The organism is Endozoicomonas sp. PH6C (genome assembly GCF_059322965.1).
The window spans coordinates 692,885-718,148 of sequence record NZ_CP185342.1 but is presented as its reverse complement, the minus strand read 5'-3'; the positions used below and the strand labels follow the sequence as shown (position 1 = coordinate 718,148).

Sequence of the window (25,264 nt, the reverse complement as noted above, 5' to 3'; positions counted from 1 at the left end):
TCTGGGGCAAGAGGAACTTTCTCACCCTTAGTCGTGTCTAAATTATTAAACGGATTTACTATCAGGAGGTACCATTATGAAGTATTTATGGACAATTCTATTGATTCTGGCCCTGCCACTTAAGGCTCCAGCGGAAGAAATCAATCAGGGAATGATTGATATGGTTTCCACAGCCTACGGTTTGAGCGTATCGGGCGCCTATCCCGAGACTGCTTTAGTGGTCGGCAATTCTGCTTATTATGAACAAATGCTCGCTGCCGGAGCCATCGGTAACGACCACTCTGTGGACCCTGCTTTCTCTGAAGCCTATACAGCTCTTGGAGCCAAGGCTGAGGAGAATTTTTCCAAACTCTGTGAAGCCTATAAATTGTCAGCTTCTGAGAGTAAACCCACGGCACAGGATGTTCTGGATGCCATGAAGGCGCTGGACTTCGGCAGGCAATTTAATGCCGGCATTGAGGCATCCCGCAACAGAGATGACGGGCTCTTACTTTACAAAACGCCTTCCTTGATTAAAAAAGCTTTTAAGTCACTCCTGCCCTCTCGTGCAAGAAGTTTCAGAAAGCTCATAGAAAGCAGCCATGCCAGAACCATGATTTTCAATATCAATAAAGATCTTGTTAATTTAATGGGCATCGGTTCAAAGGCACGTACTGACCAGGTTAATGACATCGTCAGCTTTACCTCGAACAGCAAAGATTCAAGACTCATAAGGAGCAACACCGGCAATGCCGAGGGCATGAGCAAGGGGTTTAATGCCGTAGCCGGTGGATCTGGCCTGCAACTAAGTAAAGTAGACCCCGGAAAAGTCGTCAGCCATTACAGTGGCAAAAGTCAGGCTGATGTCATCATTGCTGCCGTTACAGAGCACGCTGCAAAACATGAAGACGTCGTCTACCTGCTGGCATTTTATGGTCAGTCCAAATACCAGTATTTCACCGTCAGCATTGCCAGGGGTTTCATCAACATTACCTTTGCGGCTGATGATAACAAACCGATTCCGGTCGTCATTGCCTCAATGCCCGCAAGCAGAGTCGATTATTCAACCCTGGCGGCAGCTATTAATGACTTTATGAGAGGCAAGGATGAAGTGCCGGATCTGCTGGGAATCTGGAGAATGGCTGACCTGTAAACCCTCTTGATTCCGGGCTAAGTATTCATGAGAGCCTGCCGGGGCGTCAAAGTTAATCACCTTTTCTGGGAAAAAGCTTGTGACGAACCCAGCCTCTCAGGCTATTCCCCCCCAAAACATAGCGATCCAGTTCCTCCTGCATGTGCAGGAAACGATCGCTGTCCCGAAACATAAACTCTCTTTTCAGCATCCGGCGTTGGGGGTTCAGCTTTTTAATAACTTTAGCCGGATTGCCTCCCACTACCGTATTGGGAGGCACATCTTTCACAACCACCGCACCTGCTGCCACAACACTGTTCTCGCCTATAGTGATACCCTTGCCAACTTTCGCACCGTGCCCCACCCAGACATTATCTTCCAGCACAATAGGTTTGCTGCAACGGAAGGGGCGCAGACGGTTATAGAGACCGTGCCAGTCGCTGTCGGATATGTAGCAATCGGCGGCTAACATACAGTTGTCACCAATGGTAATGCTGGCTGCTGAAGATATTGTAGTTCCCGGAGATATCAGGCAATGATCACCTATTTTGATATCACCCTGGATTCCCCGGCCGCTCCAGGTGGAAAGACTGACCGGGTTATGGCGGATACTGATCAGGTGGACAAAACGACCAATGGAAATACCGGCACCATGCACATTGACTGTAGAAGGGTGAACCACCATGGGGTGTTCGCCCAGATGTTCAAAATGTTTGCTGAAAAAGTGCCGGATATAAAACCGCTGCCAGCGGTCTGAGAGCACCTTGATCCAGAAAGGTTTATGATTTTTACGCACTGTCCAAGCCTGATTTGTTATTATGCCTTTGCAGCCAGTCATCTGACTGAACTACTTCCGACGTATAAGTTGAAAAAACGAACGACCTCTTTACAGACGGGTCTTTTACAAACGGGTCTTTTACAAGCTATGCCTCTAAAACTGCCACTCAATATCGATTCGGTTAAAGGCTTTTTGGCACCGGATGAAGGTGAAGCACTTTATCAGTTCGCCCTGGAAGCCAGCCAGCTGGGCCCCTGTCTGGAAATTGGCAGTTACTGTGGCAAGTCTACGGTCTACCTGGGTGTTGCCTGTCAGCAAAATAACAGTGTGCTCTACGCCGTCGATCACCACCGGGGTTCAGAAGAGCACCAGCTGGGAGAAGAGTATCATGACAGTGACCTCTACGATGCCAGCATTCAACAGATGGATAGCTTTAAAGCGTTCCGAACCACAATGCGCGAAGCCAAACTGGAAGATACGGTTGTCCCTGTTGTTGCACCTTCAGCGGTAGCATCTCGTCACTGGGCCACGCCTCTGGGCATGGTGTTTATTGACGGCGGTCACAGTGAAGCAGCTGCCCGGACAGATTTTCGCAGCTGGGTCAGCTTTATCAAGCCCGGCGGCATTCTGGCGATACACGATATCTTCCCCGATCCCAAAGACGGTGGGCAGGCACCCTACAATATCTGGAAGCTGGCGAAAGCCTCCGGATTGTTTGAAGAGCTGCCCATGGTCAACACTCTGGGGCTTTTCCGCCGCCTTTAATTGTTAACTGCTGCCAGAGCTTCTTCGGTTTCTGGCAGTTCCACTTCCGGTTTTATCTCCAGACTTGATTCCAGGAACAGACGGGAAGCGGCTGTGTGCTCGGTCAGAGCATCGGCTGCCAGCAAAATAGCACCGGCAGTCCAGGTCGTTTTTTCCTGCGGCCAGATCACCTCTTCAACGTATTGATAGCCTGTCCAATAGCCGCCATCACTGTCACGCCAGTTGTGCAACCAGCTATAGAGCTGAGTGGCTTTCTGCTTTTCACCGGCAGCCAGCAGCGCCATGGTCAGCTCGCAGGATTCAGCGATGGTGACCCAGGGTTGATCGCTGACACAGAGACAGCCCATGTCTTTACGTACAAACTTGTCCCAGAATGTCTGGATTCGGTCACGGGCTTCCTGACCACGGAAGACACCGGCCAGAATGGGATAAAACCAGTCCATGGAAAAACGCTCTTTGCTTTCCCAGGTGCGGTCGAAGTACTCGGGATGGAATTTCAGAGCCTGCCCCAACTGTTGCCAGGCATTGAGCCATGGCTCAACCTTCCTGTTCAGCGCTTGAGCGATCAGAATGGCGCATTCGAGACTTTTCAGAACCGAAGAGCAGCCTGTAATCAGCGCGTCTTTGTCGGGTTGACCATCTTCCATGACCGCCCAGTAAATCTCACCAGTAAACGACTGTTGTCGTAGTACAAACTGGATGGCACTTTCGACCATGGGCCAGTTCAGTTCCAGAAACCCGATATTTTCAGTAATCAGATAGTGATGCCAGACACCGGTCGCCACATAGGCGACAAAGTTCGTTTCTCGCTTATCACTGTATAGAGGCTTGCCGTCCTGATAGTTGGCGAACCAGCTGCCATCTTCCAGCTGCTCTTTTCGCAGCCAGCCATAGGCGCTTTCAGCTTCAGAATAATGACCAATAATACTCAGTCCCATGGCCGCTTCGGTATGATCCCAGGGGTCCAGCTTGCCACCGGTAAACCAGGGAATGCTGCCATCTTCCTGCTGTACAGAGAGGATGTGCTCTGCTGTTTTGTTGAGAAAATCTCTTGGGAACAGGCCTTTGGTCAGCAGCAGGCTATCCATAACAGACCTCCTTGTTGGTATCGTTGGATTTACCTCTGCCTGACTCCCACTCGAAGTACATCACGACACTTTTTCCCATGACCGGATCAAGCAGCTTTTCGGTAATGCGGGTCACCTTCGGCTTTTTCATAAGATCCCATACCAGCAGTTTGTGATAGTGATCGACCAGTTTAGAGGGCTGTTCCCATTTCCAGCACTTCAGCCACCAGTAGGGAACGTGCAGGGCGTGAGCCCAGTGTCGTGAATAACGACGCCAGCCAAGCGATTCGATATCATGGCGCAGATGCGTGGCGTTGAAGATGCGAATATGGCCACCTTCCACCTCATGGTATGCCTTGCTCAGTCGCCAGCAGATCTCTTCCGGCCAGGCTCTGGGCACACTGACTGCCAGCAAACCATCGGGCTTCAATACCCGTTTGATCTCGGCCAGCACCCCCAGGTAATCGGGAATATGCTCCAACACTTCGGAACAGATTATTTTGTCGAACGTGTCGTCTTCAAAAGGCAATTCCAGAGCGTTGCCCTGAATAAAACGAAGACTGCGACCGTCTTCTGCCCCCTGCAGAAATTGTTCAGACTCCTGCTGCCTGTCACGGGCTGTTTGCAAGTCTTTTTCGCAAAGGTCCAAACCTGTCACATCCACTCTGACCTTCAGCCAGGCTGCAATGGAGTGACGGCCCTCACCGCAACCCACGTCCAGCACTTTATCGCCACTGCGTAACTTCAGACGATTAAAATCTATGGTTTGCATGTTGTTTCAGTTATCCTCTGGCATCACCCGCTGACAGCGGTTCGCTGGTCAGGCTCAGCATCGGCAGCGATTGTGGCTTTTAATTCTTCGGGTTCTTGTTCAGTATCCAACAGGTTCAGGTAATACTGGCTGAACTGTCTGGCGGCTAGTTTCCAGCAGAAGGTATCCAGAATTCGTTGTCGGCCAAGCTGGCCGTATTTCATCCGCTGTTCAGGGTTTTCCAACAGTGTCCGCAAGGCTTGTGCCAGGGCTTTGCTGTTGCCAGCCCGGACAATCAGGCCAGCATCTCCCACAACTTCAGGGAGAGCTCCTCCGTCTGAAGAAATTACCGCACATCCACAGGACATGGCTTCTCCGGCCGGCAGCCCAAAACCCTCATAGAGTGAAGGGGTCACAGCAATGGCGGCTTCGGAATAGTATTCCACCATTTGTTCAGTGGAAATGCCGGACACAAAAGTTACCGCTGAACCAAGATTCAGTTGTTTCAACTGTCGCTCTGTCTGACCACCTGCTCTCAGTTTGCCTACCACCAGCAGTTCCAGCTCAGGATAGTCCGGTTTTAACAAAGCCATGGCTTCCAGAAGGTGTTTTAAACCTTTCAAAGGCTGGTCCGCAGAGGCTGTTGTCATAATTCTGAATGGCTTGCGTTCGATATGGGGCTGAGGGCTGAAGGCTTCGGTATCAATCCCGTTATAAATAAGACTGATATCGTCAGCTGGACGTTCAAAGGCTTCAGCGATATCCCCCCGGGACTGTTCCGAAACAGTGACAATGTGCTTCAGTTCACGAACCACTCTGCCCTGCATGGTCAGGAAAGAATACCAGCGACGGGTCAACAGACGATGCTTCCAGTCAGGCGCGGCATCCAGAGCCAGCTGTTTGTCGCGGGTTATGGGGTGATGGACGGTGGCGACAACAGGAATACCCTGTTTTTGCAGGTCCAGAAGGCCATAGCCCAGACTCTGGTTGTCATGAATAATGTCGTAGTCATGACCGTTTTTGTGCAGATATTTCACGACACGACGGGTAAATGTGTAGGGCTCGGCAAAGCCTCCGGTCAGCATGGCCCACCATTCAAAAAAATCAGACCAGGATTTCAGGTGTCTGGGTCTCAGGGCTGTGACATGACTTTCCTGGCTGAACAGATCCAGACTGGGGATTTCAATCAGTCCCACCCGGGGATCAAGATCCGGATAGGGAGGGCCGGAAATAACATCCACCTGATGACCAGCTTCGACCAGAGCCTTGCTCAGGTATTTGAGGTAGATGCCCTGACCGCCCACGAAAGGATGACTTCGATAACACAGCAGACAGATTTTAAGCGACCTGGCAGGCTGTTTAGATACCTCAGACGACAGAGGGCTTGCTGACGTCAGTGTGTTGGGTAGTTTTTCTTGTATGGTCATTGAATAACCTGTCACCAGACTGGTTTATGGGCTTGAAACAGCGCAGTTTGCTGAATGTGACGGGACAAAGGCCACCGTTTTCTACCCGTATCATTTGCGGGTGAGTCCTTTCTGTCAGACTCGGACAGGCTCCTGATCGTCAGGGTCGTGGGAAAATAGCATAAAGTGAAGCGGGCGTGAAATGGCGGGTGCATATCGAATGAATCTCTGAGGGTCATGCTCTCTTTGTCTGCAGCGAACTAATGACAGATCTACCTTCATGCCTGATCTTTTGGACAGAATGTTGGCCACGCAAAAAAACTGTTATAACACTTTTATGCGCAATAAAATGTTATAAAAATACACTTTATTGCGCATAAAAGTGTATACACCTACACTTTATTGAAGAACGATCAAAAATCCGACATACCCCATGAAAAGATTGTTGCTGAAAAAACTGCTTGATTGGAAGCAAAGCCCCTCAAGAAAGCCTGTTCTGCTTGATGGCGCAAGGCAAACGGGCAAATCTTTTCTCCTTGAAACACTGTTCGGTGGACACTTTGAACAAGTCATACGCCTGGATTTTCTTGAGCAGCCCGGTTTGGCGAACCTGTTTGCCGACTCTCTCAAACCAGACGATATTATCACCAATATCGAGATTGAACTGAACATCAGCATTGACAGGCAAAAGGATCTCATCATTTTTGATGAGGTTGGAGAGTGTCTGGCGGCCCTTCACTCCCTGAAGTTTTTTGCTGAACAGTGTCCTCAAATGTATCTCTGTGCATCGGGGTCAAATATTGGTCTTCTGGATTCATTTCCCGTTGGCAAGGTGGAATGGCTTGAACTCTACCCACTGACATTTGAGGAATTCCTCCTGGCCTCCAATCAACCGCCTCTGGTTAAAGCTTTTGAACAAATGAATCTGGGTAAGGTAGCTCATGAAAAGCTCTTCAGTTTGCTTATTGACTATTACTTTGTTGGAGGGATGCCAGAAGCAGTAAAGGCCTGGTTTGGGGTTGATAAAGACATCACTGAAAGAACCCGGACAGTCCAACAAATACATACTTCACTTCTCTCGGGTTATGAGCGTGATTTCGGAAAGTACTCCGATAAACTTTCTGCACAACATATACAGGCAATTTTTAAAAATGTGCCAGTTCAGTTATCCAATACCATGGACGACTCAGTTAAACGGTTTAAGTTCAAAGACGTTTTAGAGAAAAAAAGTCGCTACAAAGAGCTGGCGGGCCCCATTAACTGGCTGGAAAATTGCCGACTGATATCCAAGTGTCACCCCATAGACTGCAAGCCTGACTCCCCCCTTAAACCACTGGCCAAAGAAAATATCTTCAAACTGTTTTTATTCGATATTGGCTTACTGGGACACATGCTGCAGATCAACTACAAGGAGCATCGGGATCAGAAGTATCACTACAAGGGTTTTATCGCAGAAAACTTCATACAAAACGAACTCATCACCCTGATCGGCAAGCCAACCTATTCATGGGAATACGCCAGAAGTGAAATCGAATTTCTGTATAAAACCGAAGCAGGTGACATCGTACCTGTAGAAGTAAAAAGTGGCAAAAGGACTCGAGCCAAATCGCTGCAAACTTATGTCCAGCGATATAGCCCAAATACAACACTCAAGCTGATTGGTTCAACAGGCTCACTGGATGACCCTGCTGCCAGAGTCCTGCCTTTGTATTACATTTCTAAAATCAAAGAGATTCTGGGGTAATTTGGATAGCCGGACTTCTGTTCGCCAGGTGCTGCTGGAACAATAAGAGATGGGAGCGAGATATATAAAAAATTGTCTTACTTCTATAGATGGCCTATAACTAAATGATCCAATGAAGTTTTGATCCGGGGGCGATCTGGATTCGACGACGGTATCGAAACCTTAGGTGCATGCCGAGGACGTAGTGGTTCTCGTTAATCAAAACACTACAAACCTTATAGTTGCCAACCTGGTAGCTCTTGGAGACGCTCAAAACGAACTCTTCGATCAAGAAGAGATCGCACTTGCAGCTTAATCGTAGCTAAACCCTACGAGTCTTCCAGTCTGTCCGGCTCGTCTACTGGCCGGTTTTTGGACTGTCACCGTAAGTAGACTCGCGAGGCCCGGTATGCCTGTGGCTGGCCAGCTAAAACTGAACAGGATCGCTCAGTAGAACCCCGACCGCTGGGTCGTTACTGAGTTAAATCCAAAGGCGGATCTAAGCATGTAGAGCCGAAGGCTGAGAATCGGCGGACGCGGGTTCAATTCCCGCCGCCTCCACCAATATAAAGCCCTGTGGATAATTGATCTGCAGGGCTTTTTTTATGTCTGACAAGACACTTTTTCTTCAGGGTTCCGAAAAAGTATCAAAGGTTTGTCGAGCGAAACTTCCAGCCGTTTTCGCAGGTTTATCTCCGGGTCGTGCAATTCTCGAGCGCATGAACATTTGCCACCTGCCTGAAACACATCATCCCTGACGGACTATTTTTGAGGAAATAAAGATTTCTTATCAAGTTTGTTTGTTCCCACAAACTTCTATCTTGAAGTAATTTGGAGTCAATATGAAAATTGCAGTACTGTCTCGCAACCCCAAACTGTACTCTACTCGTCGTTTAAAAGAAGCCGGCGAAGAAAGAGGACATGAAGTTGATATTATTGACACACTCCGATGTTATATGGATGTAACACGCAGTCGCCCCACTGTTCGTTGTGATGGTGAGTCTCTTCCATACTACGATGCAGTGATACCAAGAATTGGCGCTTCAATTACATTTTATGGCACTGCCATCGTCAGGCAATTTGAAATGATGGGCACATTCTGTGTGAATGAATCTGTCGCCATTACTCGCTCTCGCGACAAATTACGTTCTTTACAATTGTTGTCACGAAAAGATATTGGATTACCAAGAACAGGCTTTGCCTGTAAACCCGAGAATGTAAAGGACCTTATCAAAAACGTAGGTGGAGCCCCCCTGGTAATAAAATTACTGGAAGGTACTCAGGGTATCGGAGTAGTTCTCGCAGAGAATCAGAAAGCAGCAGAAGCAATAATTGAGGCTTTTTTTGGGTTGAAAGCTAATATTTTAGTTCAGGAGTTTATAAAAGAAGCAGGAGGTGCAGATCTCCGTTGCTTTGTGATTGGTAGCAAAGTCGTAGCCGCTATAAAACGACAGGGAGCAGATGGAGAATTTCGCTCAAACCTCCATCGCGGTGGAACAGCAACGCTTGTCCGTTTGTCAAAAGAGGAGAGAGCGACTGCCGTTAATGCCGCAAAAGTAATGGGACTGAATGTCTGTGGTGTCGACCTTTTACAATCTGACAATGGGCCAGTCGTTATGGAAGTTAACTCCTCTCCGGGACTGCAGGGCATTGAAACAGCAACAGGAAAAAATGTTGCTGGCATGATCTACGAATTTATTGAAAGCAAAGCAACTAAATCAACCCGAACCCGTGGAAAAGGCTGAAGGTGACAAAGATGTTATTACCAGATATCAGTATCGGTGGCTCCGTGATCAAGGCCGGGCAAACCAGACAAGTTAGTCTGGAGGTTGCAAAGCTGTACACCGATACGGACTTTTCAGTACCTGTACATGTTATACACAGTAAAAAACCAGGTCCAAAAGTCTTTGTGTCTGCAGCTGTTCATGGTGATGAACTGAACGGTATTGAGATTATTCGTCGGCTAATAAATTTAAAGACATTTAAAGTTACTGTGGGCACATTAATTCTTGTTCCAATGGTTAATGTCTATGGCGTGCTTTATCAAAGCCGATATCTCCCAGATCGTCGAGATTTAAACAGAAGCTTTCCCGGTTCACCGAAAGGCTCATTGGCCAGCCGGTTAGCTCATATATTCCTGAAAGAAATAGTCAGCCTCTGTGAATACGGCATAGACCTCCACACAGGTGCTGTTCATCGCTCAAACCTGCCTCAGATTCGTGCCAATCTGATGGATAAAGAAACACTCTCTCTGGCCCGTGCATTCGGTGTACCCGTTTTATTGAACGCCAATATTCGTGATAATTCTCTTCGACAGGCAGCTGAAGAGCACAATGCGCGAATACTGCTTTATGAAGCCGGAGAAGCCTTAAGATTTGATGAAGTCAGTATACGTGCGGGAGTTCATGGCGTTATCAATGTGTTAGCTGAACTGGGGATGCTTAGACTAAGGCGCAAAATAAAAGCTTTTACTCCCTACATAGCGAACAAAAGTTCGTGGGTCAGGGCTAATGCCAGCGGCATTATCAACTCACTTAAAAATCTTGGTGATCAGGTTGATAAGGGAACTCCATTAGCCACTATTGGTAGCCCACTTGGTGAAGTCATTGATGTAGTAAAAGCGACACAGGCAGGCATCATTATTGGTAAACAGAATATCCCTCTCGTTCAGGAGGGTGAGGCTATGTTTCATATCGCTTTCTTTTCTGCATCCGATGATGATGTTGCTGAAGATATAGAAATGATGCAGGAAGAGCTGCAAACTGAATCGTCCGCCTTGGAGTAACTTGAATGTTTAAAAAAATACAAAAAGCAAACAACAAACCTGTTATTGGCTGTGTAGAGCTATGCGACCTGCCAGACCTGGGTATTTGTGGCGTTGAAGTACGCATTGATACCGGAGCAAAAACCTCCTCCCTGCATGTGGACAATTTAATATCCTTTGAAGACGAGGGGAGCCCATGGGTTATGTTTGACCTGCATCCGAACCTCCATAACGTGGAAGAAGTTCTAAACTGTAAAGCGCCTGTTAAAGATATCAAAACCATAAGGTCATCAAACGGGATGATAGAAAAACGGTATGTGATTAGTACCACATTAAAATTGCATGACCACATCTGGACTATCGATGTAACACTTTCTAACCGTGCAAAGATGACATATCTGATGTTACTTGGAAGAGAAGGGATGGCTAATATTTTTTTAGTAGATCCTTCTCGGAAATTTATGAAGAACAAATAGGATAGATACATTCTTTGGGTGTGAATGCCAAACCATGCTGGCAGCAACACTCGATTCTGCCTGCCGATTGCGACCTGTATATTCTCGTCGATGAAGTTGCCACCCGGGATGCCATTCCAGATGGAAAGATATAAGGAGACCACCGGTAAAGTGATTTTCGGATTTTTAACCATGCAGCAGTCATCAGCTAGTGTTTTTCGGGAACTTATACGGGGTCCAGCGTGTCTTATGTGTATGGGTTAAGCAATTTTAAATCAGCTCATTCTAATTAATTCACTAAACTTCTTGACTGAAGCGAAGTGTTCTGAAGATTGGAGGATCGTGCAATGAAGAGATTTCTCAAATTTGGCCTTCCTTTCACCCTGTTATTTTCTCTGGGTACGAGTGCCGAACCATGTTGGCGGCAGCAGTCGGTTCTGCCTGCCGACGGCAACCTGTGTATTCTCATCGATGATAAAGTTGAGCCAGATCAACCAAAATGGTTTTTCGGCAGGGCGGCACTGGATCTGAGTGAAACCGACCAGGCGGATGGCAAAATAAAGCACTTTTGTGTTTATGAAGTAAAGAGTGAAGGTGGCTATGACATCAGGCGCAGCAATGACTATTTCTGGCTGGATGCGACGGAAAGTGAGGTCCAGTCAAGATTTCAAATACTGCCTAAGCACAAAAATGATCCACTCAGCCCTGACCAGTCTGATAAATGGGTTCTGAGCTCAGGCGCTCTGGCAGATCTTTTCAAGTTCTGCTCTGCTGAAAAACCAGAAGTGGTTGATTCAAGCGATATCAGCATGTGCGCAAAACCTTTGCAGAACGAAAGCATTGCTTTCGGAAAACTTTCCACACAGGCTAAATGCAAGGTGTTTGATGCAGCGGTAGGCGAAGGTGTATTGCCCCTCCCTCTGGTGCAGGCTATGCGTAAAGACATGTCTTATGCCACGTGGATAGGCGTTGGTTGGGCTGTGCGCAATGGTCAGCCATTTGCCACGCATACGGTTTATGGCCCTCCCTACTCCACAGAATATTGCCTGCTTCAGGCCATGATACGAGGCCACCAGTTCTGTAGCGTTGATAAAACCGGTCACTATCAAACTGGCAATGTGATTGACTACGATGACACAGCCGACGGCATAAACGACGCTTATCTTTTAAATTATCCTGATCAACCCTCAGGCAAACCGGAACTGTAATATCAGGGATTACTGCTATCAATCGACAGTCTGGCGGCCTCAAGCAGAAAGACGGCTAACATAACATGTCAATAACTGTTAGATTTTAAAAGCTATTCTTCGCAAAAAAGCAGTAGATCCCTGACAACAATGGAAATAAGAAAAGCACAAGGCAGCGATGCCCATAGAGCTTTTGAGCTTCGAACTCTGGCGATACGTTCTGAATGCAAAGGCCATTACAGTGATGAAGCCATCGCTCTTTGGACTGATGGTTCTGCCACTGAGAAATTTGTCGATGACGTTGAGCAGAATTTTCATGTTGTGATGATGAAAGGGGAAGTAGCCGGTACAGGAATGATTGATATCGGGAACGGTATGATCGATGCCATCTTTGTGGACCCCCGATTTATGGGAATGGGCGTAGCCCGCAGGATGATGACTCACCTGGAACAGATTGCGAGAGAAGCCGGTCTACCTGAGATGAAGCTGAATTCAACTTTGAATGCGGCTCCCTTTTATAGACTTTGTGGTTTTGAAGGAAATGAAGTGTCGACTTATCATTCTTCCAGAGGACTTCGGCTGGACTGCATTCCCATGACGAAAAACCTCTCTGATGATGCCTGCTGACTCATTGTTGTGGTTTCACCCACACTTCTAAGAGGCTGTCGCAAAAGTGCTGCGCTTCTCCGAGGGCAGCCCTGTAGGCGGCTGGGATGCTCATTTACTCGCTGTAAACTGGCCTTTTTCGCCAATTGGTGCTGTGTCTCAGCTTGACTCGGTAGTTTTTCAGCAGCCTCTTAACCCGTTGCTATTCGTGACTTTCAGCTGAACCGTAAAGACAGGGTTTGTACCTATCTATCATCGTTTATTCATCTATATTATATGGAAATAATAAAAAACAAACTTTATGTCATATTGATATTCCGGAATTACTATGAACGATTTCATTTCTGCATCGAATAATCTTCTTTGGGGAAGTATCCTGATTTACCTGCTGCTAGGAGCCGGTATTTTATTCACTATTCGTACCCGCTTCGTGCAGTTTCGCCGCTTCGGTCTGGCCGCCAAAACCATGATGGGAAGTCGCAGAACCCACTCCCACCGCCAGATTTCTGCGTTCCAGGCATTCTGCACCAGTCTTGCGGCCCGAATAGGTACCGGTAATATCGCCGGTGTTGCCGTTGCCATCTACCTGGGTGGACCCGGTGCCATCTTCTGGATGTGGCTGATCGCCCTGCTGGGTATGGCAACCAGCTTTTCAGAAAACACTCTCGCCCAGATTTACAAAACCAACAATGGCGACGGCACCTATCGCGGAGGTCCCGCTTACTATATGCAGAAAGCGTTGGGTCAGCGCTGGATGGGCATTGCTTTTTCCATCGCCCTGATTATCGCATTCGGATTTGCTTTCAACAGTGTTCAGTCCAACTCTATTGCGGCTGCTTTTTCGGGTTATAACATTGCTCCTGAGTACATTGGTGCAGGTCTGGTACTGGTCAGCGGCATTGTTATCTTTGGCGGCATTCGTTCCATTGCCAAAGTCGCTGAAATGATTGTTCCTGTGATGGCTCTGGGCTACCTGGCTGTGGCTCTCGTGATCGTTGCCATGAATGTCTCTGAACTGCCAGCTGTATTCACTCTGATTTTCAAGAGTGCTTTCGGTCTTGAAACAGCTATGGGTGGCGGTGTTGGCTACATGGTTTCCCAGGCGATGATGCAAGGTATCAAGCGCGGTCTTTTCTCCAACGAAGCGGGTATGGGTAGCGCACCCAACGCTGCAGCGACTGCACACTCCACTCACCCGGTCAGTCAGGGCATGATGGGAATGCTGGGGGTATTTATGGACACTATCGTCGTATGTACAGCCACGGCTGCTATCATTCTGATGTCTGGCATGCTGGAACCGGGCAGTGGCCTGACCGGCGTTGCATTGACTCAGGCTGCCCTGTCCAGTGAGATAGGCTCCTGGGGTGAACATCTGGTTGCAGTAGCCATTTTGTTGTTTGCTTTCACTTCCATCATTGCCAACTACTACTACGGTGAGTCCAACCTGCTGTTTATCAAAAACAGCAAGCCTCTGTTGGTGCTTTATCGTCTGGCAGTGCTGGTTATGGTGTTCTGGGGCTCTATTGGCAATCTTCCTGCCGTCTGGGCTTTTGCCGATCTGTCTATGGGTATCATGGCCCTGATCAACATTACCGCTATTCTGCTACTGTCAGGCATCGTTGTGCAGGTTCTGAAAGACTTTGACGAACAGGTGGCTGACGGCGTTGTCCCGGTATTTAACCGTAAGAAGTTTCCATTGCTTGATGAGACCATGGATAAAGACGTATGGCAGGAGCACAATGCTGGCGGGGTTCAACCATACCCTATCCCGAAAGTGAAGGCCCAGACGGCTACTGAATAACATCTGTTGAGGTCGAGCCACCTGCCCGACCTCTTTTTCCTGGAAATGCTCTCCTGCCTGACATAAAACCGCTTCAGCAGAACCTGTCCTAACCCGGATTTGTGATATGCTTGGGCCCGTTTAAAGTTATCCAGGTGAGTACCGTCCTTTTTGCCATGCACTGAAGCACTCTGGCTGTGAAAGGTCATCCCAAAGGCAGGTACTCCCTCACCAAGTCAATGGAAAAGGTTTCTGAGCATGCCGGAAAAAAAGCAGGGCTTCGCCTTTGAGCAGTCGCTCACAGAACTGGATACACTGGTCCAGCAAATGGAATCCGGTGATATGTCGCTGGAAGAGTCACTGAAGGCCTTTGAAAAAGGGGTAAAGCTGACACGTGAATGTCAGAAAGCCCTGACTGAAGCAGAACAGAGAGTCCAGCAGCTTCTGGAAAATCAGGGCCAGCCGGAAACCCGCCCGTTTGATCCGACAGAAGGCCAATAATCCATGACTCTGCTGGAATACATCAAGGGTTGTCAAAGCCGCGTTGATGAGCAGCTCAAAAATCATCTTCCCGGAATCAGTCAGGTCAGTGAAAGATTGGTTGAGGCTATGTCCTACTCCGTTTTTAACGGCGGCAAACGTGTCCGACCGATCCTGGTTTATGCCGCCTCTGAAGCTCTCGGCGGCGAGCAGACTCAGGCAGACCCTGCTGCCTGCGCTGTAGAGCTGATCCATGCTTACTCCCTGGTACATGATGACCTTCCAGCAATGGATGACGATGACCTTAGAAGAGGCAAACCCACCTGTCACAAAGCTTTTGATGAAGCCACAGCCATTCTGGCCGGTGACGCTCTGCAAACCCTGGCTTTTGAAGTACTGGCTACCAACAGTCATGAATTACCCGCGCCTGTCCGTCTGCAACTGGTCGGGGAGCTGGCCCGTGCTTCTGGCCATGGGGGCATGTGCGGTGGCCAATCCATGGACCTCAACTCGGTAGGCAGTCCTCTGAATCAGGAACAGCTGCAGTTAATGCACAGCCACAAAACCGGGGCGCTGATTCGCGCCAGTGTTGTCATGGGCGCCATCTCAAGCGGTAAAGTCGAAAGGGAACAACTGACCCACCTTATTCGTTATGCGAACGCTATTGGTCTGGCCTTTCAGGTTCAGGATGACATTCTTGACGTCACTGTCGACACCGAAGTACTGGGCAAACAACAGGGGGCAGACCTGGCTCTCGACAAGCCCACCTACGTATCGCTCATGGGACTGGAAGGAGCCAGAGAGCTCGCCAGCTCCCTTTCTCAGCAGGCGATTCACTCCCTTGAAAGCTTCGGGGGTCGAGCCATAATACTCAGGCAAATGGCAGAGTATGTCATCCAGAGATCTCATTGAACCGATCTGAGCAGTATTCCAATAGAAAAAACCTCCTGTTCAGGTACAATCCTATAATTCACCGATGACATTTACTGTTATCATTCTTTGCCCTTTGAGAAGAGTGTGGAATGATATCAGTCTCTCATGACTGTGTTATGACGCTGTCAGGCTTCGATACCCTCAAACCTGGCAAACTGCCGGAAACATCAAGGTTTCCCCTTCCCGTCCCATACAAGTTGTGGTGAATGAGGAACTACGTCGAATTTTTGAAAAGCGACCCGGAACACCGCTTCCCCTGAAAAAGTCGCTTTTTATGGCTGAGAGGCCTGGATCGCAAGCAAACATGTTTCACGAAATACCCAAGACAAAACCTGATACTCCGCTGTTGGATCAGGTCGATACGCCTGATCAGCTGCGCCAACTTGACAGGACAGATCTGCCCCAGCTGGCCCGGGAACTCAGAGAATTTCTGCTCTACTCGGTCGGTCAGGTAGGTGGGCATTTTGGTGCCGCGCTGGGTGTTGTTGAACTGACTGTCGCCCTGCACTATCTCTTAGATACCCCCCATGATCGCCTGGTATGGGATGTGGGCCACCAGACCTATCCCCATAAAATAATCACTGGCCGTAAAGAAAAAATGAGCACTCTTCGTCAGAAAGACGGTCTGGCTGCGTTTCCAAAAAGAGAAGAAAGTGAGTTTGATACTTTTGGCGTAGGTCACTCCAGTACGTCTATCAGTGCCGCAATGGGCATGGCGACCAGCGCTCGACTGAAAGGAGAAAAACGTCGTACCGTTGCCGTGATTGGCGATGGTTCCATGACGGCCGGGATGGCTTATGAAGCCATGAACCATGCCGCCGACCTGAAAGCCAACATGCTGGTTATTTTAAACGACAATGACATGTCCATTTCAAAAAGCGTGGGCGGCTTGTCGAATTATCTGACCAAAATCTTATCCAGCAGGACCTATCACCATATTCGGGAAGGCAGCAAGAAAGTACTTAATGGCATCCCCCATGCCTGGGAGCTGGCGCGCAGGACCGAAGAACACATGAAGGGAATGATCATTCCCGGTACTCTGTTCGAAGAAATGGGTTTTAACTATTTTGGTCCTATTGACGGCCACGACCTGCCCATGTTGCTGCACACTCTTGAGAACCTCAAAGATCTGGACGGTCCTCAATTCCTGCACGTAGTAACCCGCAAGGGTAAAGGCTTTACACCGGCAGAAAAAGACCCTATAGGTTATCACGCCATCACAAAACTGGAACCCAGCTCCAAAGCCAGTGAAGAAAAACCCAGTCTTCCCAAAAAACCCAAGTACTGTAATGTCTTTGGTCAATGGCTCTGCGACATGGCTGCAAAAGACGACAAACTGGTCGGTATTACCCCGGCCATGTGTGAAGGCTCGGACCTGATTCGCTTTGCTGATCGCTACCCGGATCGCTATTTTGATGTCGCCATTGCCGAACAGCACGCAGTGACTCTGGCTGCCGGTATGGCTTGTGAGGGAATGAAACCCGTCGTAGCGATATACTCTACTTTCCTGCAACGAGCCTACGATCAGCTGATTCACGACGTTGCCGTTCAAAAGCTGGATGTCCTTTTCGCCATCGACCGGGCAGGCATGGTTGGCGAAGACGGCCCGACTCATGGCGGCTGTTTTGATATTGCCTACCTGCGCTGTGTACCTGAAATGCTGGTCATGACACCTTCTGATGAAGATGAAACCCGTCGTATGCTCTCTACAGGTTACCAGTATCAGGGACCGGCTTCTGTCCGTTATCCGAGAGGAACCGGACCCGGTGTCGCGATCAGTGAAAGTCTGGAACCCATAGCAATCGGTAAAGGAGAAATTCGTCGTCAGGGACAGCAAGTGGCAATTCTTTCTTTCGGCACTTTGCTGCAGAACGCTCTGCAAGTCGCTGACGAACTGAATGCCACTGTCGCAAACATGCGCTTTGTGAAACCGCTGGATAAAGAGCTTATTCAACAGCTGGCCAAAGATCATGAACTGCTGGTCACGCTGGAAGAAGGCTGCATTGCCGGTGGAGTCGGCTCAGCCGTTTCCGAGCTCCTGAACGAGCATGGCATCAATGTGCCCATCATGCAGCTGGGCATTCCGGATGACTACATCGAAGCCGCCAGTCACAAACAACAACTGGCCGAGTGTGGACTGGATGCCGGGGGCATCAAACGATCCATTTTGAAACGCATGAGCCGGAGCCTGAAAAGCGCGATTAAGATCGCCCACGTCACACCAGCCTGATCATCTCATTATCAGCCTCCTGTTCTTGGGAGGCTGATTCATTTCACTTCTGTTACTGTGATCTATTGCTGAACAGATGTCGCTAAATGCATAGCTTCTTCACCTTCCATCTGAATGGTTACATCTTCATACAGTGATATTTTATTGTCGCGCATCTCTATATAGCCAAATATTTTAAACAGGGCGGTAGAGCCCTCATTAGAGGTCACTCTGGAGGTGTGGTGGTCGAACCCCCGGTCACCGTCGAAAAAAATCCGATGCACAGAAATATCTACGCTCCTGGTATGCTCCTTTATCCACTGTAATCGTTCGCAAATTTGCCGACTGCCCTCCAGACGTCTTTCATTGATGATTATGACGGCGTCCTCCGTAAAATAATCAGTCACTTTTGAGGTGTCATGCTTTGCCAGGACAATTTGTAGAGCATCACAGAAAAGTTGCACTTTTTGCTGATAAGTCATTACTTTTGCATTCATGAGTACTATTCCTACCTATAAGAAAGGTTCAATTTCTTCAGATATCCCACCCATTCTGACCCAACTGGAAATTGATTCAAATGAATGGCTCAAAACCATGAGATGGAATAACCGCCTTTATCGGACAGTGGACAGGCTGGAAGCCATGAAAACTATTGCTCGGGAAATGGGACAGTAATGAGCAAAGGGATTGTTTACCTATAGTCGCTCATTGTATGGCGTAAGTTGACTGCTCTACTTTTCCATTGTTATTTGTCTGTCCTGTCATATGGGGACCTTTGCTATTTCTGACTTTTTCCCCTTTTCAGTGATTCGTTTGTCGTTTGTTATGACAAACGATTGTTCTGAGTGGCTGTCAGGGTTTGATGGGCTGCTGGGCTCGCGGTTAATAGGCTGTATTTTATATTTTTATATGGATGTCCTATTTTTTCTATTTTTTGTGGATGTCCTATTTTTTGCTTTTTTTTGGAACTTTAATGACCATTACCTGTCCAAAACCTCAATGACCATTGCTTGTCTAAAACTACTAGTTATTAGGAGGGATATATAATGACTTACGAAGTAACAACCAGCGCCGCAGTCAATGCGGCAACTCAACCGCCGCATTACAGTGCAGCGGAGTCCAGGACCGATTCGGAGGAGGCTACAACGCTTATTCCACGTATTGATCAGCCTTCTGCAAATGAGGCTTCAGGCATTGCAGCCCGTAAAGCAACTAAAAGAAAGTTTGAAGAAGTGCTGTTGGTTCCGACAGACAGTCAGCCTTCTGGCAGTCATCTCTCTACCTCCATTTTGGAAAATAGAGAAAATAACCATGAAAAATATTCACAAATGAATAACGAAGAATATGCTAGAACGTTTAGTTATGACGATCCGTTAGGTTCAAATATAGAAGTTACCCTGGGAACAGGGGATAAAATTTGGGCTGAGTTGCCTTCCATTTATAGTATTAGTCATCGTTATTGTTATCTTCTGGTTTCTGCGAGTGAGAACAGAATTAATGCTGCCATGCATACTGCCATAAATGAAATAAACAATGTCTCTCATAAGGGAGAGGTCGATGATTTTTTAGAGGAATTCGGTGATAAAAAGTATACAAAACTGCTTTTTATAAGAGACCATCAAGTCTATTCCCATCTTGTTGAAAATGGCACCAGGTTGGGTAACAACAGCGACGTTTATGTGTGTGTTTTTAATGAAAATCCTGTTACAGCATCCCTCTACGATATTCAGTGTGATGCAAGACATAACAAATACGTGATATTAGACTCATCCGATAAATCAATCATAAAAGAGGGCAGAATATTTCAAGATTAAATCCTCAATAACCGACAGCTTGCACTAAGTTCAGTGCAAGCCGTCCAGTACAGAAAACAATGGAAAATACAAGACACTCGTAACCTGTTCTTTTTTTGGGATCTACTGTTGATTTGTTTCGAGTAGCATTTTTGGGTGCCCAGTTTATTTCACTTAAAGAAAAACACACAAAGAGCCAGAAACAGGTCGCATCTGGCTCCAGCTCAGACATCATGCAGTATCGTACAAGTGTCCCAGCTTCCAGACCTTAGTGGTCAGGTACTTCTCGTTATGAGGATTCTGCCCGGTCTGATGGGGCTGACGATGAATAATATCAATCCCCTGACGGGTCAAAGCATCAACCTTTTTAGGGTTATTGGTCATCAGTACTAACTGTGTGACCCCCAGATGATCCAGCATGGTCTTGCACATATCGTATTTGCGCAGATCAGCAGCGAAACCCAGTTCTTCGTTGGCTTCTACCGTATCCAGCCCTGTATCCTGAAGCTGGTAAGCCCGTACTTTGTTCAGCAGACCAATGCCACGGCCTTCCTGACGCAGATACAGGATAACCCCGCGACCAGCTTCGGCAATCTTGCGCATGGCCTCCTCAAGCTGGGGGCCGCAATCACAGCGCATGCTGAAAAGAGCATCTCCGGTCAGACACTCTGAATGAACCCGCGCCAGAACGGGACCACCCTGACTCACATCCCCCATGGAGAGAGCCAGATGCTCCTTGCCGGTGCCACTCTCTTCAAATCCATGCATCATGAACTCACCGAAAGGGGTGGGCAAGCGAGACTCTGCAACGTAACGAACAGACACTCACTACTCCTCAAGACAGTCGTGCGTTGGGATTGTAACAGTACAAGATGTTACAGGCGAGTTAATATGGAGCCTCCAGTGTCATGACCCCGCCTTCCTCACTGAATCGGATATTCTTCAGATAACTCATACCCAGTAACACCTTTTCAGGGCTGCTGCCTTCGATGACCGTCGCTTCAACATTGGCAACCCGTATGCCGCCGACGGACACGAAATCCAGCATCACCCGAAAACCTCTGACGACGCCACTGGCCGTTTCGACACGAACCGCGCTGCCATCCCTGTAGCGAATGCCAAGACGGTCAGCCGTGGCACCGTTGATGGCGACAACATTCGCTCCGGTATCTATCAGCACCTGAACCGGATTATTGTTAATGACACTCTGGGCAAGGTACTGCCCATCATTGCTTCTGTTGATTCGAAACGTCAAAAGCTCGGGCGATTGAATGCCGTTACCCATATCGCGACTGAGAAAATAATCTTTCGCTACGCCATTGATTTCGAGCCGGGCTTTTCGACTGCTGGCGTCGATCAGTTTGAAACCTTTCACCGGTTCTTGACCGACCTTAAGAAATTGACGTTCACCATCAATGAAGACAAGAGCTTTGTCTGGAAACAGGGCCACTACCCTGACATTGACGGCGTGGGAAGAGTATGAAAAAGACAACAATAGGCTGGTAAAAAACCCAGCAATCACCTTGAAAGAGAATACTGATTTCATTCTATTTTTTATTTTGATCACCCACGAAGGGTTATAACCAATTCCGTTTAGGCTCTATCTTGCTCACCACAGGCGACAGGGTCAAGTTGTTAGACACAGTCGAATATTTTGTTCTCGAAAACACCCAGCAACTCTCAAAGCCGACACTCAACTCTATGGCTCTGAGATCCAACAGGACAGAAGCCATCAGAGCACAAAATAAGCAATAACCTGAAGACAGACAAGCGCAAAAATACCAGCCACGATGTCGTCTATCATTATACCCAGACCACCATGCACTCTCTTGTCTAACCAACCGATGGGCCAGGGTTTCCAAATATCGAAGATTCGGAACAGGATAAAACCGACTAACACCCACTCCCAGCCTCTGGGAGCAGCCAGCATAGTGATCCAGTAACCGACAAATTCATCCCAGACAATACCCGGATGGTCATGGACGCCCAGATCTTTAGAAGTCTTTCCACACAGCCAGATGCCCAAAATAATACTGACAACCAGTACTAAAAAATAATTCCAGAGCGGCAGGTACTGGAACATCAAATAGAAAGGAATGGCCGCTACCGTACCAAAGGTTCCCGGCGCAACAGGCGACAGGCCACTACCCAGACCAAAGGCTAAAAAGTGCACCGGATTTTTCCAGACTGAGGGTGTATTGCTCATAAGTTTCTGTAGTCCATGAAAGAATGCTCTTTCATAAAAAAGATGTCACTAAAAGTGCTGGTAGGCTCGTGGAGAAAGTGGCTCTGCCGTCTCTGCATCCACCAGCCCGGTAGCGGAAGTTATTCGACCGATACAGGTTACAGGATTTTCAGCCAGCAGGCTGTCAGGAAGCTGCAACTTTTTTCGATCGGGCCATGTAAAGCACAGCTCATAATCATCGCCTCCGGCCAGGGCGAGCTCCCTGGCTTTCTCCAGACCCTGCAAACTTTTCAGCTCTTTGGAGACGGGAACCGATGAAGTACTGATTTGAGCACCTACCTGGCTGGCTTTGAGAATATGCCCCAAATCGCCCAATAGACCATCGGAAATATCCAGGGCAGCTGTGGCTCCATTTTCCAGTAACCACTGACCCAACGCTATTCTGGGTGTCGGTCGATAGTAACGTTCCAGCAGATGGCGCTGTTCGAGGGTGCAAACACTGTCCGGGCTCTCACCTCTCAAAACATCAGGTAATGCACCGGCAGCGTCACCAAGACAACCACTGACGTAAATCAGGTCTCCGACTTTAGCGCCATTTCGCCGCAGCGCCTGAGCTACAGGTAATGTTCCCTGTACCTGTATCGAGAGGGTCAATGGCCCGAGAGTGGTGTCACCCCCGATCAATCCTATCTGATAGGTTGACGCAAGCTCTGCCAAACCGTCAGAAAACGACTGCAGCCAGACATCATTCGATTCAGGCATGGTGAGACCCAGCGTAAAACTGTGGGGTTTTGCCCCCATAGCGGCGAGGTCACTGAGATTAACGGCCAGCGCCCGACAACCCAGCAGATAAGGGTCGCAGTTTTTCGGGAAGTGAATGCCTTCAACCAGCGTATCCAGGGATTGAGCCAGTTGTTGACCAGGTTGAAGAGACAGAAGCGCACAATCGTCGCCTATACCAACGACATCACTTAAGTGCGATCGAAGACCCGGACGATCAAAGAAACTGCGAATCAGATCAAATTCGCCAAGCGCCATATGAAAGGTTCCAGCCAAGCTAAAATATGAGTTTAACCTGCTGTCAGGCGGGTTAACAGATCAGGAGACAACAGCGCTACCTCCTGATCAAAAACCGATTACTTCCGACGGAAGTTACGCACCTCGTCAGGACGAACACGGGGTGCCAGCTTGTCCAGAATGCCGTTTATGTAACGGTGAGAATCCTGAGCACCAAAGCGCTTAACCAGCTCAATCGCTTCGTTGATGACCACGCGGTATGGGACATCAGAGCGGTTCATCAGCTCGTAGCAACCAATGCGTAGAGCCGACATTTCAACCGGGTCCAGCTGTGAAATGGGACGGTCCAGCAGCGGCGACATGGCGTCATCGAGTTGACTGGCTTCACGGGCAATCCCGGTCAGCAGCATGTGGAAATAGCCGTCGTCAACTTTGCTGAAATCGTTGTCCACACGGAACTGCATTTCAATCTGGGTGACGGATGACTGGGACATCTGCCACTGGTACAGGGCTTGCAGCGCCAGTTGACGTGCACGACGACGGGCAGATGGTTTAGGACGCGGGGCAGGTTTCTGCCCGGTTTCCTGCTTCTCAGTGGACAACTCAGGCCTCCAGTTTCTCGAGCAGGGACACCATTTCGAAAGCTGCCATGGCAGCCTCTTCACCCTTGTTACCCGCTTTGGTGCCGGCACGCTCGATAGCCTGTTCAATGGTGTCTACGGTCAGAACACCAAAGCTCACAGGAATTTCTTCCTCCAGATTCACGCTGGACAGGCCTTTCACGCACTCGTTAGCAACGAATTCAAAGTGTGGCGTGCCACCACGAATGACGGCACCCAGAGCAATAATAGCGTCGAAGCGTTGGGTTTTGGCGACTTTTTTAACAGTCAGTGGAATTTCGAACGCGCCCGGACAACGAATAATAGTAATATCTTCTTCCGCAACACCGTGACGGGTCAGGCTGTCCACAGCCGCATTGAGCAGACTTTCTACAACAAAGGCATTCCAGCGGCCAACAACAATCGCATACTTGCCGTCATTAGCCTGCAGAGTACCTTCGATGGTTTGCAATGACATTGCGCTTTCCTCAATAAATCTTTGTAATGCACTTACTTCAAAGTACATGTGCTCTGACGTTCAGTCTTCACACGGGATATATTCTACAATTTCCAGATCAAATCCGGACAGGGCAGCGAAGCGAACCGGTGAGCTGAGCAGGCGCATTTTGCCTACTCCCAGGTCACGCAGAATCTGTGAACCGGTACCAATGGTCAGATAAGCACCGGACATACCGTTGCTGCCACTCTTGCCTTCCGAGAACTTTTCCAGTGCTCCGCCCAGGTCCAGTCTGGACTCAGAGTCCAGCAGCACAATCACGCCGCGACCTTCACTGGCCACTTTGGCCATCGCCTTGTGCAGCGGCCAGCTGGACTTACCGCTTTCCGGATGTGCCGACAACAGATCACGGAATGGTTCCATAGCGTGAACTCGCACCAGCGCCGGAGAGTTCGGTGTAATATAGCCCTTGGTCAGGGCAATGTGCGTAGCGCCGCTGATAGAATCCTTGTAGGCCGTCATATCGAACTGGCCAAAATCGGTATCCAGTGTGCGCCGCTCTGACTTTTCGACGGTTTTCTCATTCAGGATTCGGTAGTTGATCAGATCGGCGATGGTGCCGATTTTCAGATCATGCTCTTTGGCAAACACTTCCAGATCGGGACGACGAGCCATCGTGCCGTCTTCGTTCATGATCTCGATGATAGCGGCTGCCGGTGTCAGTCCGGCCAGACGCGCCAGGTCACAACCGGCTTCGGTATGACCCGCACGGCTGAGTACACCGCCAGGCTGCGCTCTCAATGGGAATACATGACCTGGCTGAACAATATCGCCGGGGCGGGACAGTGGGTCCGCTGCCACCCGAATGGTTCTGGCCCGATCATGGGCAGAAATACCTGTGGTTACCCCTTCTGCGGCTTCAATGGAAACGGTAAAAGGTGTACCAAAGCCCGATGCATTGTCTTCCGAAGTCACCATCGGTGGCAGCCCCAGAAAATCACAGCGCTCTCCGGTCAGTGTCAGGCAGAGCAGACCTCTGGCCTCCCGGGCCATGAAATTCACGATCTCAGGAGTGATTTTTTCAGCAGCGATTATCAGGTCACCTTCGTTTTCACGGTCCTCATCATCAATCAGGATGACAGGTTTCCCGAGGCGAATATCCTCAATAATCTCTTCAATGGAGTTAAGCTGCATAACA

25 protein-coding genes and 1 other RNA gene are annotated in these 25,264 nt (G+C 48.7%); 14 read left to right on the top strand and 12 right to left on the bottom strand.

The features are described 5' to 3' along the window. Positions 1–76: 76 nt before the first annotated feature. Positions 77–1,132 carry a hypothetical protein gene (locus tag ACOMG9_RS02940; protein ID WP_448215695.1) on the top strand — a complete coding sequence of 352 codons (1,056 nt, stop codon included), beginning with the start codon at positions 77–79 and terminating at the stop codon, positions 1,130–1,132. Between the two features lie 52 nt (positions 1,133–1,184). Here the strand turns inward: ACOMG9_RS02940 and ACOMG9_RS02935 are convergent, their stop codons facing one another. Further along, on the bottom strand, positions 1,185–1,907 hold the full coding sequence (locus tag ACOMG9_RS02935) for an acyltransferase (protein WP_422136862.1): 723 nt from the start codon (positions 1,905–1,907) through the stop codon (positions 1,185–1,187). On the opposite strand from ACOMG9_RS02935, the gene ACOMG9_RS02930 reads away from it, so the two are divergent. After that, positions 1,893–2,654, top strand: a complete 762-nt coding sequence (locus ACOMG9_RS02930) for a class I SAM-dependent methyltransferase (protein WP_448215694.1) — start codon at positions 1,893–1,895, stop codon at positions 2,652–2,654. The genes ACOMG9_RS02935 and ACOMG9_RS02930 overlap by 15 nt on opposite strands. Here the strand turns inward: ACOMG9_RS02930 and ACOMG9_RS02925 are convergent. Genes ACOMG9_RS02925 through ACOMG9_RS02915 form a run of 3 tightly spaced genes read right to left on the bottom strand, consistent with a single transcriptional unit; the run spans position 2,651 to position 5,899 of the window. Next, the gene (locus ACOMG9_RS02925) at positions 2,651–3,742 is read right to left on the bottom strand and encodes a prenyltransferase/squalene oxidase repeat-containing protein (protein WP_448215693.1); all 1,092 of its coding nucleotides are present in this window, start codon (positions 3,740–3,742) and stop codon (positions 2,651–2,653) included. The two genes, ACOMG9_RS02930 and ACOMG9_RS02925, sit on opposite strands and share 4 nt — an antisense overlap. Further along, complete coding sequence (locus ACOMG9_RS02920; protein ID WP_422136859.1) at positions 3,735–4,493, bottom strand: class I SAM-dependent methyltransferase; 759 nt, start codon at positions 4,491–4,493, stop codon at positions 3,735–3,737. Before ACOMG9_RS02920 ends, ACOMG9_RS02925 begins: the two co-directional genes overlap by 8 nt. A 23-nt stretch (positions 4,494–4,516) precedes the next feature. Further along, a complete protein-coding gene (locus ACOMG9_RS02915) occupies positions 4,517–5,899 on the bottom strand; it encodes a glycosyltransferase family 4 protein (RefSeq protein WP_448215692.1) in 1,383 nt (460 codons plus the stop codon). Between the two features lie 412 nt (positions 5,900–6,311). Here ACOMG9_RS02915 and ACOMG9_RS02910 point away from each other — a divergent pair, with 412 nt between their 5' ends. From ACOMG9_RS02910 to dxs, 11 genes are all read left to right on the top strand, one after another. After that, complete coding sequence (locus tag ACOMG9_RS02910) at positions 6,312–7,622, top strand: ATP-binding protein (protein ID WP_448215691.1); 1,311 nt, start codon at positions 6,312–6,314, stop codon at positions 7,620–7,622. 127 nt (positions 7,623–7,749) lie between these two features. Further along, positions 7,750–8,165: a transfer-messenger RNA gene (ssrA, locus tag ACOMG9_RS02905) on the top strand. Positions 8,166–8,443: 278 nt separating this feature from the next. Beyond that, positions 8,444–9,346, top strand: coding sequence for a 30S ribosomal protein S6--L-glutamate ligase (gene rimK / locus ACOMG9_RS02900; protein WP_422136856.1), 903 nt, complete (start codon positions 8,444–8,446; stop codon positions 9,344–9,346). Positions 9,347–9,357: 11 nt separating this feature from the next. Further along, a complete protein-coding gene (locus ACOMG9_RS02895; protein WP_448215690.1) occupies positions 9,358–10,386 on the top strand; it encodes a succinylglutamate desuccinylase/aspartoacylase family protein in 1,029 nt (342 codons plus the stop codon). A gap of 5 nt (positions 10,387–10,391) precedes the next feature. After that, a complete protein-coding gene (locus tag ACOMG9_RS02890) occupies positions 10,392–10,841 on the top strand; it encodes an ATP-dependent zinc protease family protein (RefSeq protein ID WP_448215689.1) in 450 nt (149 codons plus the stop codon). Between the two features lie 326 nt (positions 10,842–11,167). Then, positions 11,168–12,028 (top strand): hypothetical protein, encoded by an 861-nt coding sequence (locus tag ACOMG9_RS02885; protein WP_494529722.1) that lies wholly within the window; start codon positions 11,168–11,170, stop codon positions 12,026–12,028. A 129-nt stretch (positions 12,029–12,157) separates the two neighbouring features. Further along, positions 12,158–12,634: a GNAT family N-acetyltransferase gene (locus ACOMG9_RS02880; protein ID WP_448215687.1), complete on the top strand. Its 477-nt coding sequence runs from the start codon at positions 12,158–12,160 to the stop codon at positions 12,632–12,634. 307 nt (positions 12,635–12,941) lie between these two features. Next, a complete protein-coding gene (locus ACOMG9_RS02875; RefSeq protein WP_448215686.1) occupies positions 12,942–14,414 on the top strand; it encodes an alanine/glycine:cation symporter family protein in 1,473 nt (490 codons plus the stop codon). Positions 14,415–14,651: 237 nt separating this feature from the next. Beyond that, positions 14,652–14,894, top strand: a complete 243-nt coding sequence (locus ACOMG9_RS02870; protein WP_317143495.1) for an exodeoxyribonuclease VII small subunit — start codon at positions 14,652–14,654, stop codon at positions 14,892–14,894. 3 nt (positions 14,895–14,897) lie between these two features. Beyond that, positions 14,898–15,785 (top strand): (2E,6E)-farnesyl diphosphate synthase, encoded by an 888-nt coding sequence (ispA, locus tag ACOMG9_RS02865; protein WP_448215685.1) that lies wholly within the window; start codon positions 14,898–14,900, stop codon positions 15,783–15,785. Between the two features lie 325 nt (positions 15,786–16,110). After that, positions 16,111–18,036, top strand: coding sequence for a 1-deoxy-D-xylulose-5-phosphate synthase (dxs, locus tag ACOMG9_RS02860; RefSeq protein WP_494529721.1), 1,926 nt, complete (start codon positions 16,111–16,113; stop codon positions 18,034–18,036). A gap of 62 nt (positions 18,037–18,098) precedes the next feature. Here the strand turns inward: dxs and ACOMG9_RS02855 are convergent, their stop codons facing one another. After that, a complete protein-coding gene (locus tag ACOMG9_RS02855; protein ID WP_317143498.1) occupies positions 18,099–18,512 on the bottom strand; it encodes a nuclear transport factor 2 family protein in 414 nt (137 codons plus the stop codon). Positions 18,513–19,061: 549 nt separating this feature from the next. On the opposite strand from ACOMG9_RS02855, the gene ACOMG9_RS02850 reads away from it, so the two are divergent. Next, positions 19,062–19,829, top strand: coding sequence for a hypothetical protein (locus ACOMG9_RS02850; RefSeq protein ID WP_448215683.1), 768 nt, complete (start codon positions 19,062–19,064; stop codon positions 19,827–19,829). Between the two features lie 210 nt (positions 19,830–20,039). Here the strand turns inward: ACOMG9_RS02850 and ribA are convergent, their stop codons facing one another. The 7 genes from ribA to ribBA form a co-directional block, all read right to left on the bottom strand. Then, positions 20,040–20,633, bottom strand: a complete 594-nt coding sequence (gene ribA, locus ACOMG9_RS02845; protein WP_422473761.1) for a GTP cyclohydrolase II — start codon at positions 20,631–20,633, stop codon at positions 20,040–20,042. Positions 20,634–20,694: 61 nt separating this feature from the next. Next, positions 20,695–21,354: a retropepsin-like aspartic protease family protein gene (locus ACOMG9_RS02840; RefSeq protein ID WP_448215682.1), complete on the bottom strand. Its 660-nt coding sequence runs from the start codon at positions 21,352–21,354 to the stop codon at positions 20,695–20,697. Positions 21,355–21,540: 186 nt separating this feature from the next. Next, positions 21,541–22,014 (bottom strand): phosphatidylglycerophosphatase A family protein, encoded by a 474-nt coding sequence (locus ACOMG9_RS02835; RefSeq protein WP_422409626.1) that lies wholly within the window; start codon positions 22,012–22,014, stop codon positions 21,541–21,543. A gap of 48 nt (positions 22,015–22,062) precedes the next feature. Continuing rightward, positions 22,063–23,031 (bottom strand): thiamine-phosphate kinase, encoded by a 969-nt coding sequence (gene thiL, locus ACOMG9_RS02830; protein WP_494529720.1) that lies wholly within the window; start codon positions 23,029–23,031, stop codon positions 22,063–22,065. Positions 23,032–23,129: 98 nt separating this feature from the next. After that, positions 23,130–23,675, bottom strand: a complete 546-nt coding sequence (gene nusB, locus ACOMG9_RS02825; protein ID WP_494529719.1) for a transcription antitermination factor NusB — start codon at positions 23,673–23,675, stop codon at positions 23,130–23,132. Further along, positions 23,614–24,087, bottom strand: a complete 474-nt coding sequence (ribH, locus tag ACOMG9_RS02820) for a 6,7-dimethyl-8-ribityllumazine synthase (RefSeq protein WP_448215679.1) — start codon at positions 24,085–24,087, stop codon at positions 23,614–23,616. The genes nusB and ribH overlap by 62 nt, the downstream gene beginning before the upstream one ends. 60 nt (positions 24,088–24,147) lie before the next feature. After that, on the bottom strand, positions 24,148–25,260 hold the full coding sequence (gene ribBA, locus ACOMG9_RS02815) for a bifunctional 3,4-dihydroxy-2-butanone-4-phosphate synthase/GTP cyclohydrolase II (RefSeq protein WP_422136838.1): 1,113 nt from the start codon (positions 25,258–25,260) through the stop codon (positions 24,148–24,150). Positions 25,261–25,264 lie beyond the last annotated feature (4 nt).

What these genes read in the sequence shown, in the direction of transcription:
- ribBA (WP_422136838.1), bottom strand. Translation starts at nt 25,260, where the DNA reads ATGCAGCTTAACTCCATTGAAGAGATTATTGAGGATATTCGCCTCGGG.
- rimK (WP_422136856.1), top strand. Translation starts at nt 8,444, where the DNA reads ATGAAAATTGCAGTACTGTCTCGCAACCCCAAACTGTACTCTACTCGT.
- ACOMG9_RS02885 (WP_494529722.1), top strand. Translation starts at nt 11,168, where the DNA reads ATGAAGAGATTTCTCAAATTTGGCCTTCCTTTCACCCTGTTATTTTCT.
- ribH (WP_448215679.1), bottom strand. Translation starts at nt 24,087, where the DNA reads ATGTCATTGCAAACCATCGAAGGTACTCTGCAGGCTAATGACGGCAAG.
- ACOMG9_RS02940 (WP_448215695.1), top strand. Translation starts at nt 77, where the DNA reads ATGAAGTATTTATGGACAATTCTATTGATTCTGGCCCTGCCACTTAAG.
- thiL (WP_494529720.1), bottom strand. Translation starts at nt 23,031, where the DNA reads ATGGCGCTTGGCGAATTTGATCTGATTCGCAGTTTCTTTGATCGTCCG.
- ACOMG9_RS02915 (WP_448215692.1), bottom strand. Translation starts at nt 5,899, where the DNA reads ATGACCATACAAGAAAAACTACCCAACACACTGACGTCAGCAAGCCCT.
- ACOMG9_RS02920 (WP_422136859.1), bottom strand. Translation starts at nt 4,493, where the DNA reads ATGCAAACCATAGATTTTAATCGTCTGAAGTTACGCAGTGGCGATAAA.
- ispA (WP_448215685.1), top strand. Translation starts at nt 14,898, where the DNA reads ATGACTCTGCTGGAATACATCAAGGGTTGTCAAAGCCGCGTTGATGAG.
- ACOMG9_RS02930 (WP_448215694.1), top strand. Translation starts at nt 1,893, where the DNA reads ATGATTTTTACGCACTGTCCAAGCCTGATTTGTTATTATGCCTTTGCA.
- ACOMG9_RS02840 (WP_448215682.1), bottom strand. Translation starts at nt 21,354, where the DNA reads ATGAAATCAGTATTCTCTTTCAAGGTGATTGCTGGGTTTTTTACCAGC.
- ACOMG9_RS02875 (WP_448215686.1), top strand. Translation starts at nt 12,942, where the DNA reads ATGAACGATTTCATTTCTGCATCGAATAATCTTCTTTGGGGAAGTATC.
- ACOMG9_RS02880 (WP_448215687.1), top strand. Translation starts at nt 12,158, where the DNA reads ATGGAAATAAGAAAAGCACAAGGCAGCGATGCCCATAGAGCTTTTGAG.
- ACOMG9_RS02850 (WP_448215683.1), top strand. Translation starts at nt 19,062, where the DNA reads ATGACTTACGAAGTAACAACCAGCGCCGCAGTCAATGCGGCAACTCAA.
- ACOMG9_RS02910 (WP_448215691.1), top strand. Translation starts at nt 6,312, where the DNA reads ATGAAAAGATTGTTGCTGAAAAAACTGCTTGATTGGAAGCAAAGCCCC.
- ACOMG9_RS02895 (WP_448215690.1), top strand. Translation starts at nt 9,358, where the DNA reads ATGTTATTACCAGATATCAGTATCGGTGGCTCCGTGATCAAGGCCGGG.
- ACOMG9_RS02925 (WP_448215693.1), bottom strand. Translation starts at nt 3,742, where the DNA reads ATGGATAGCCTGCTGCTGACCAAAGGCCTGTTCCCAAGAGATTTTCTC.
- ACOMG9_RS02890 (WP_448215689.1), top strand. Translation starts at nt 10,392, where the DNA reads ATGTTTAAAAAAATACAAAAAGCAAACAACAAACCTGTTATTGGCTGT.
- ACOMG9_RS02835 (WP_422409626.1), bottom strand. Translation starts at nt 22,014, where the DNA reads ATGAGCAATACACCCTCAGTCTGGAAAAATCCGGTGCACTTTTTAGCC.
- ACOMG9_RS02870 (WP_317143495.1), top strand. Translation starts at nt 14,652, where the DNA reads ATGCCGGAAAAAAAGCAGGGCTTCGCCTTTGAGCAGTCGCTCACAGAA.
- ACOMG9_RS02855 (WP_317143498.1), bottom strand. Translation starts at nt 18,512, where the DNA reads ATGAATGCAAAAGTAATGACTTATCAGCAAAAAGTGCAACTTTTCTGT.
- dxs (WP_494529721.1), top strand. Translation starts at nt 16,111, where the DNA reads ATGTTTCACGAAATACCCAAGACAAAACCTGATACTCCGCTGTTGGAT.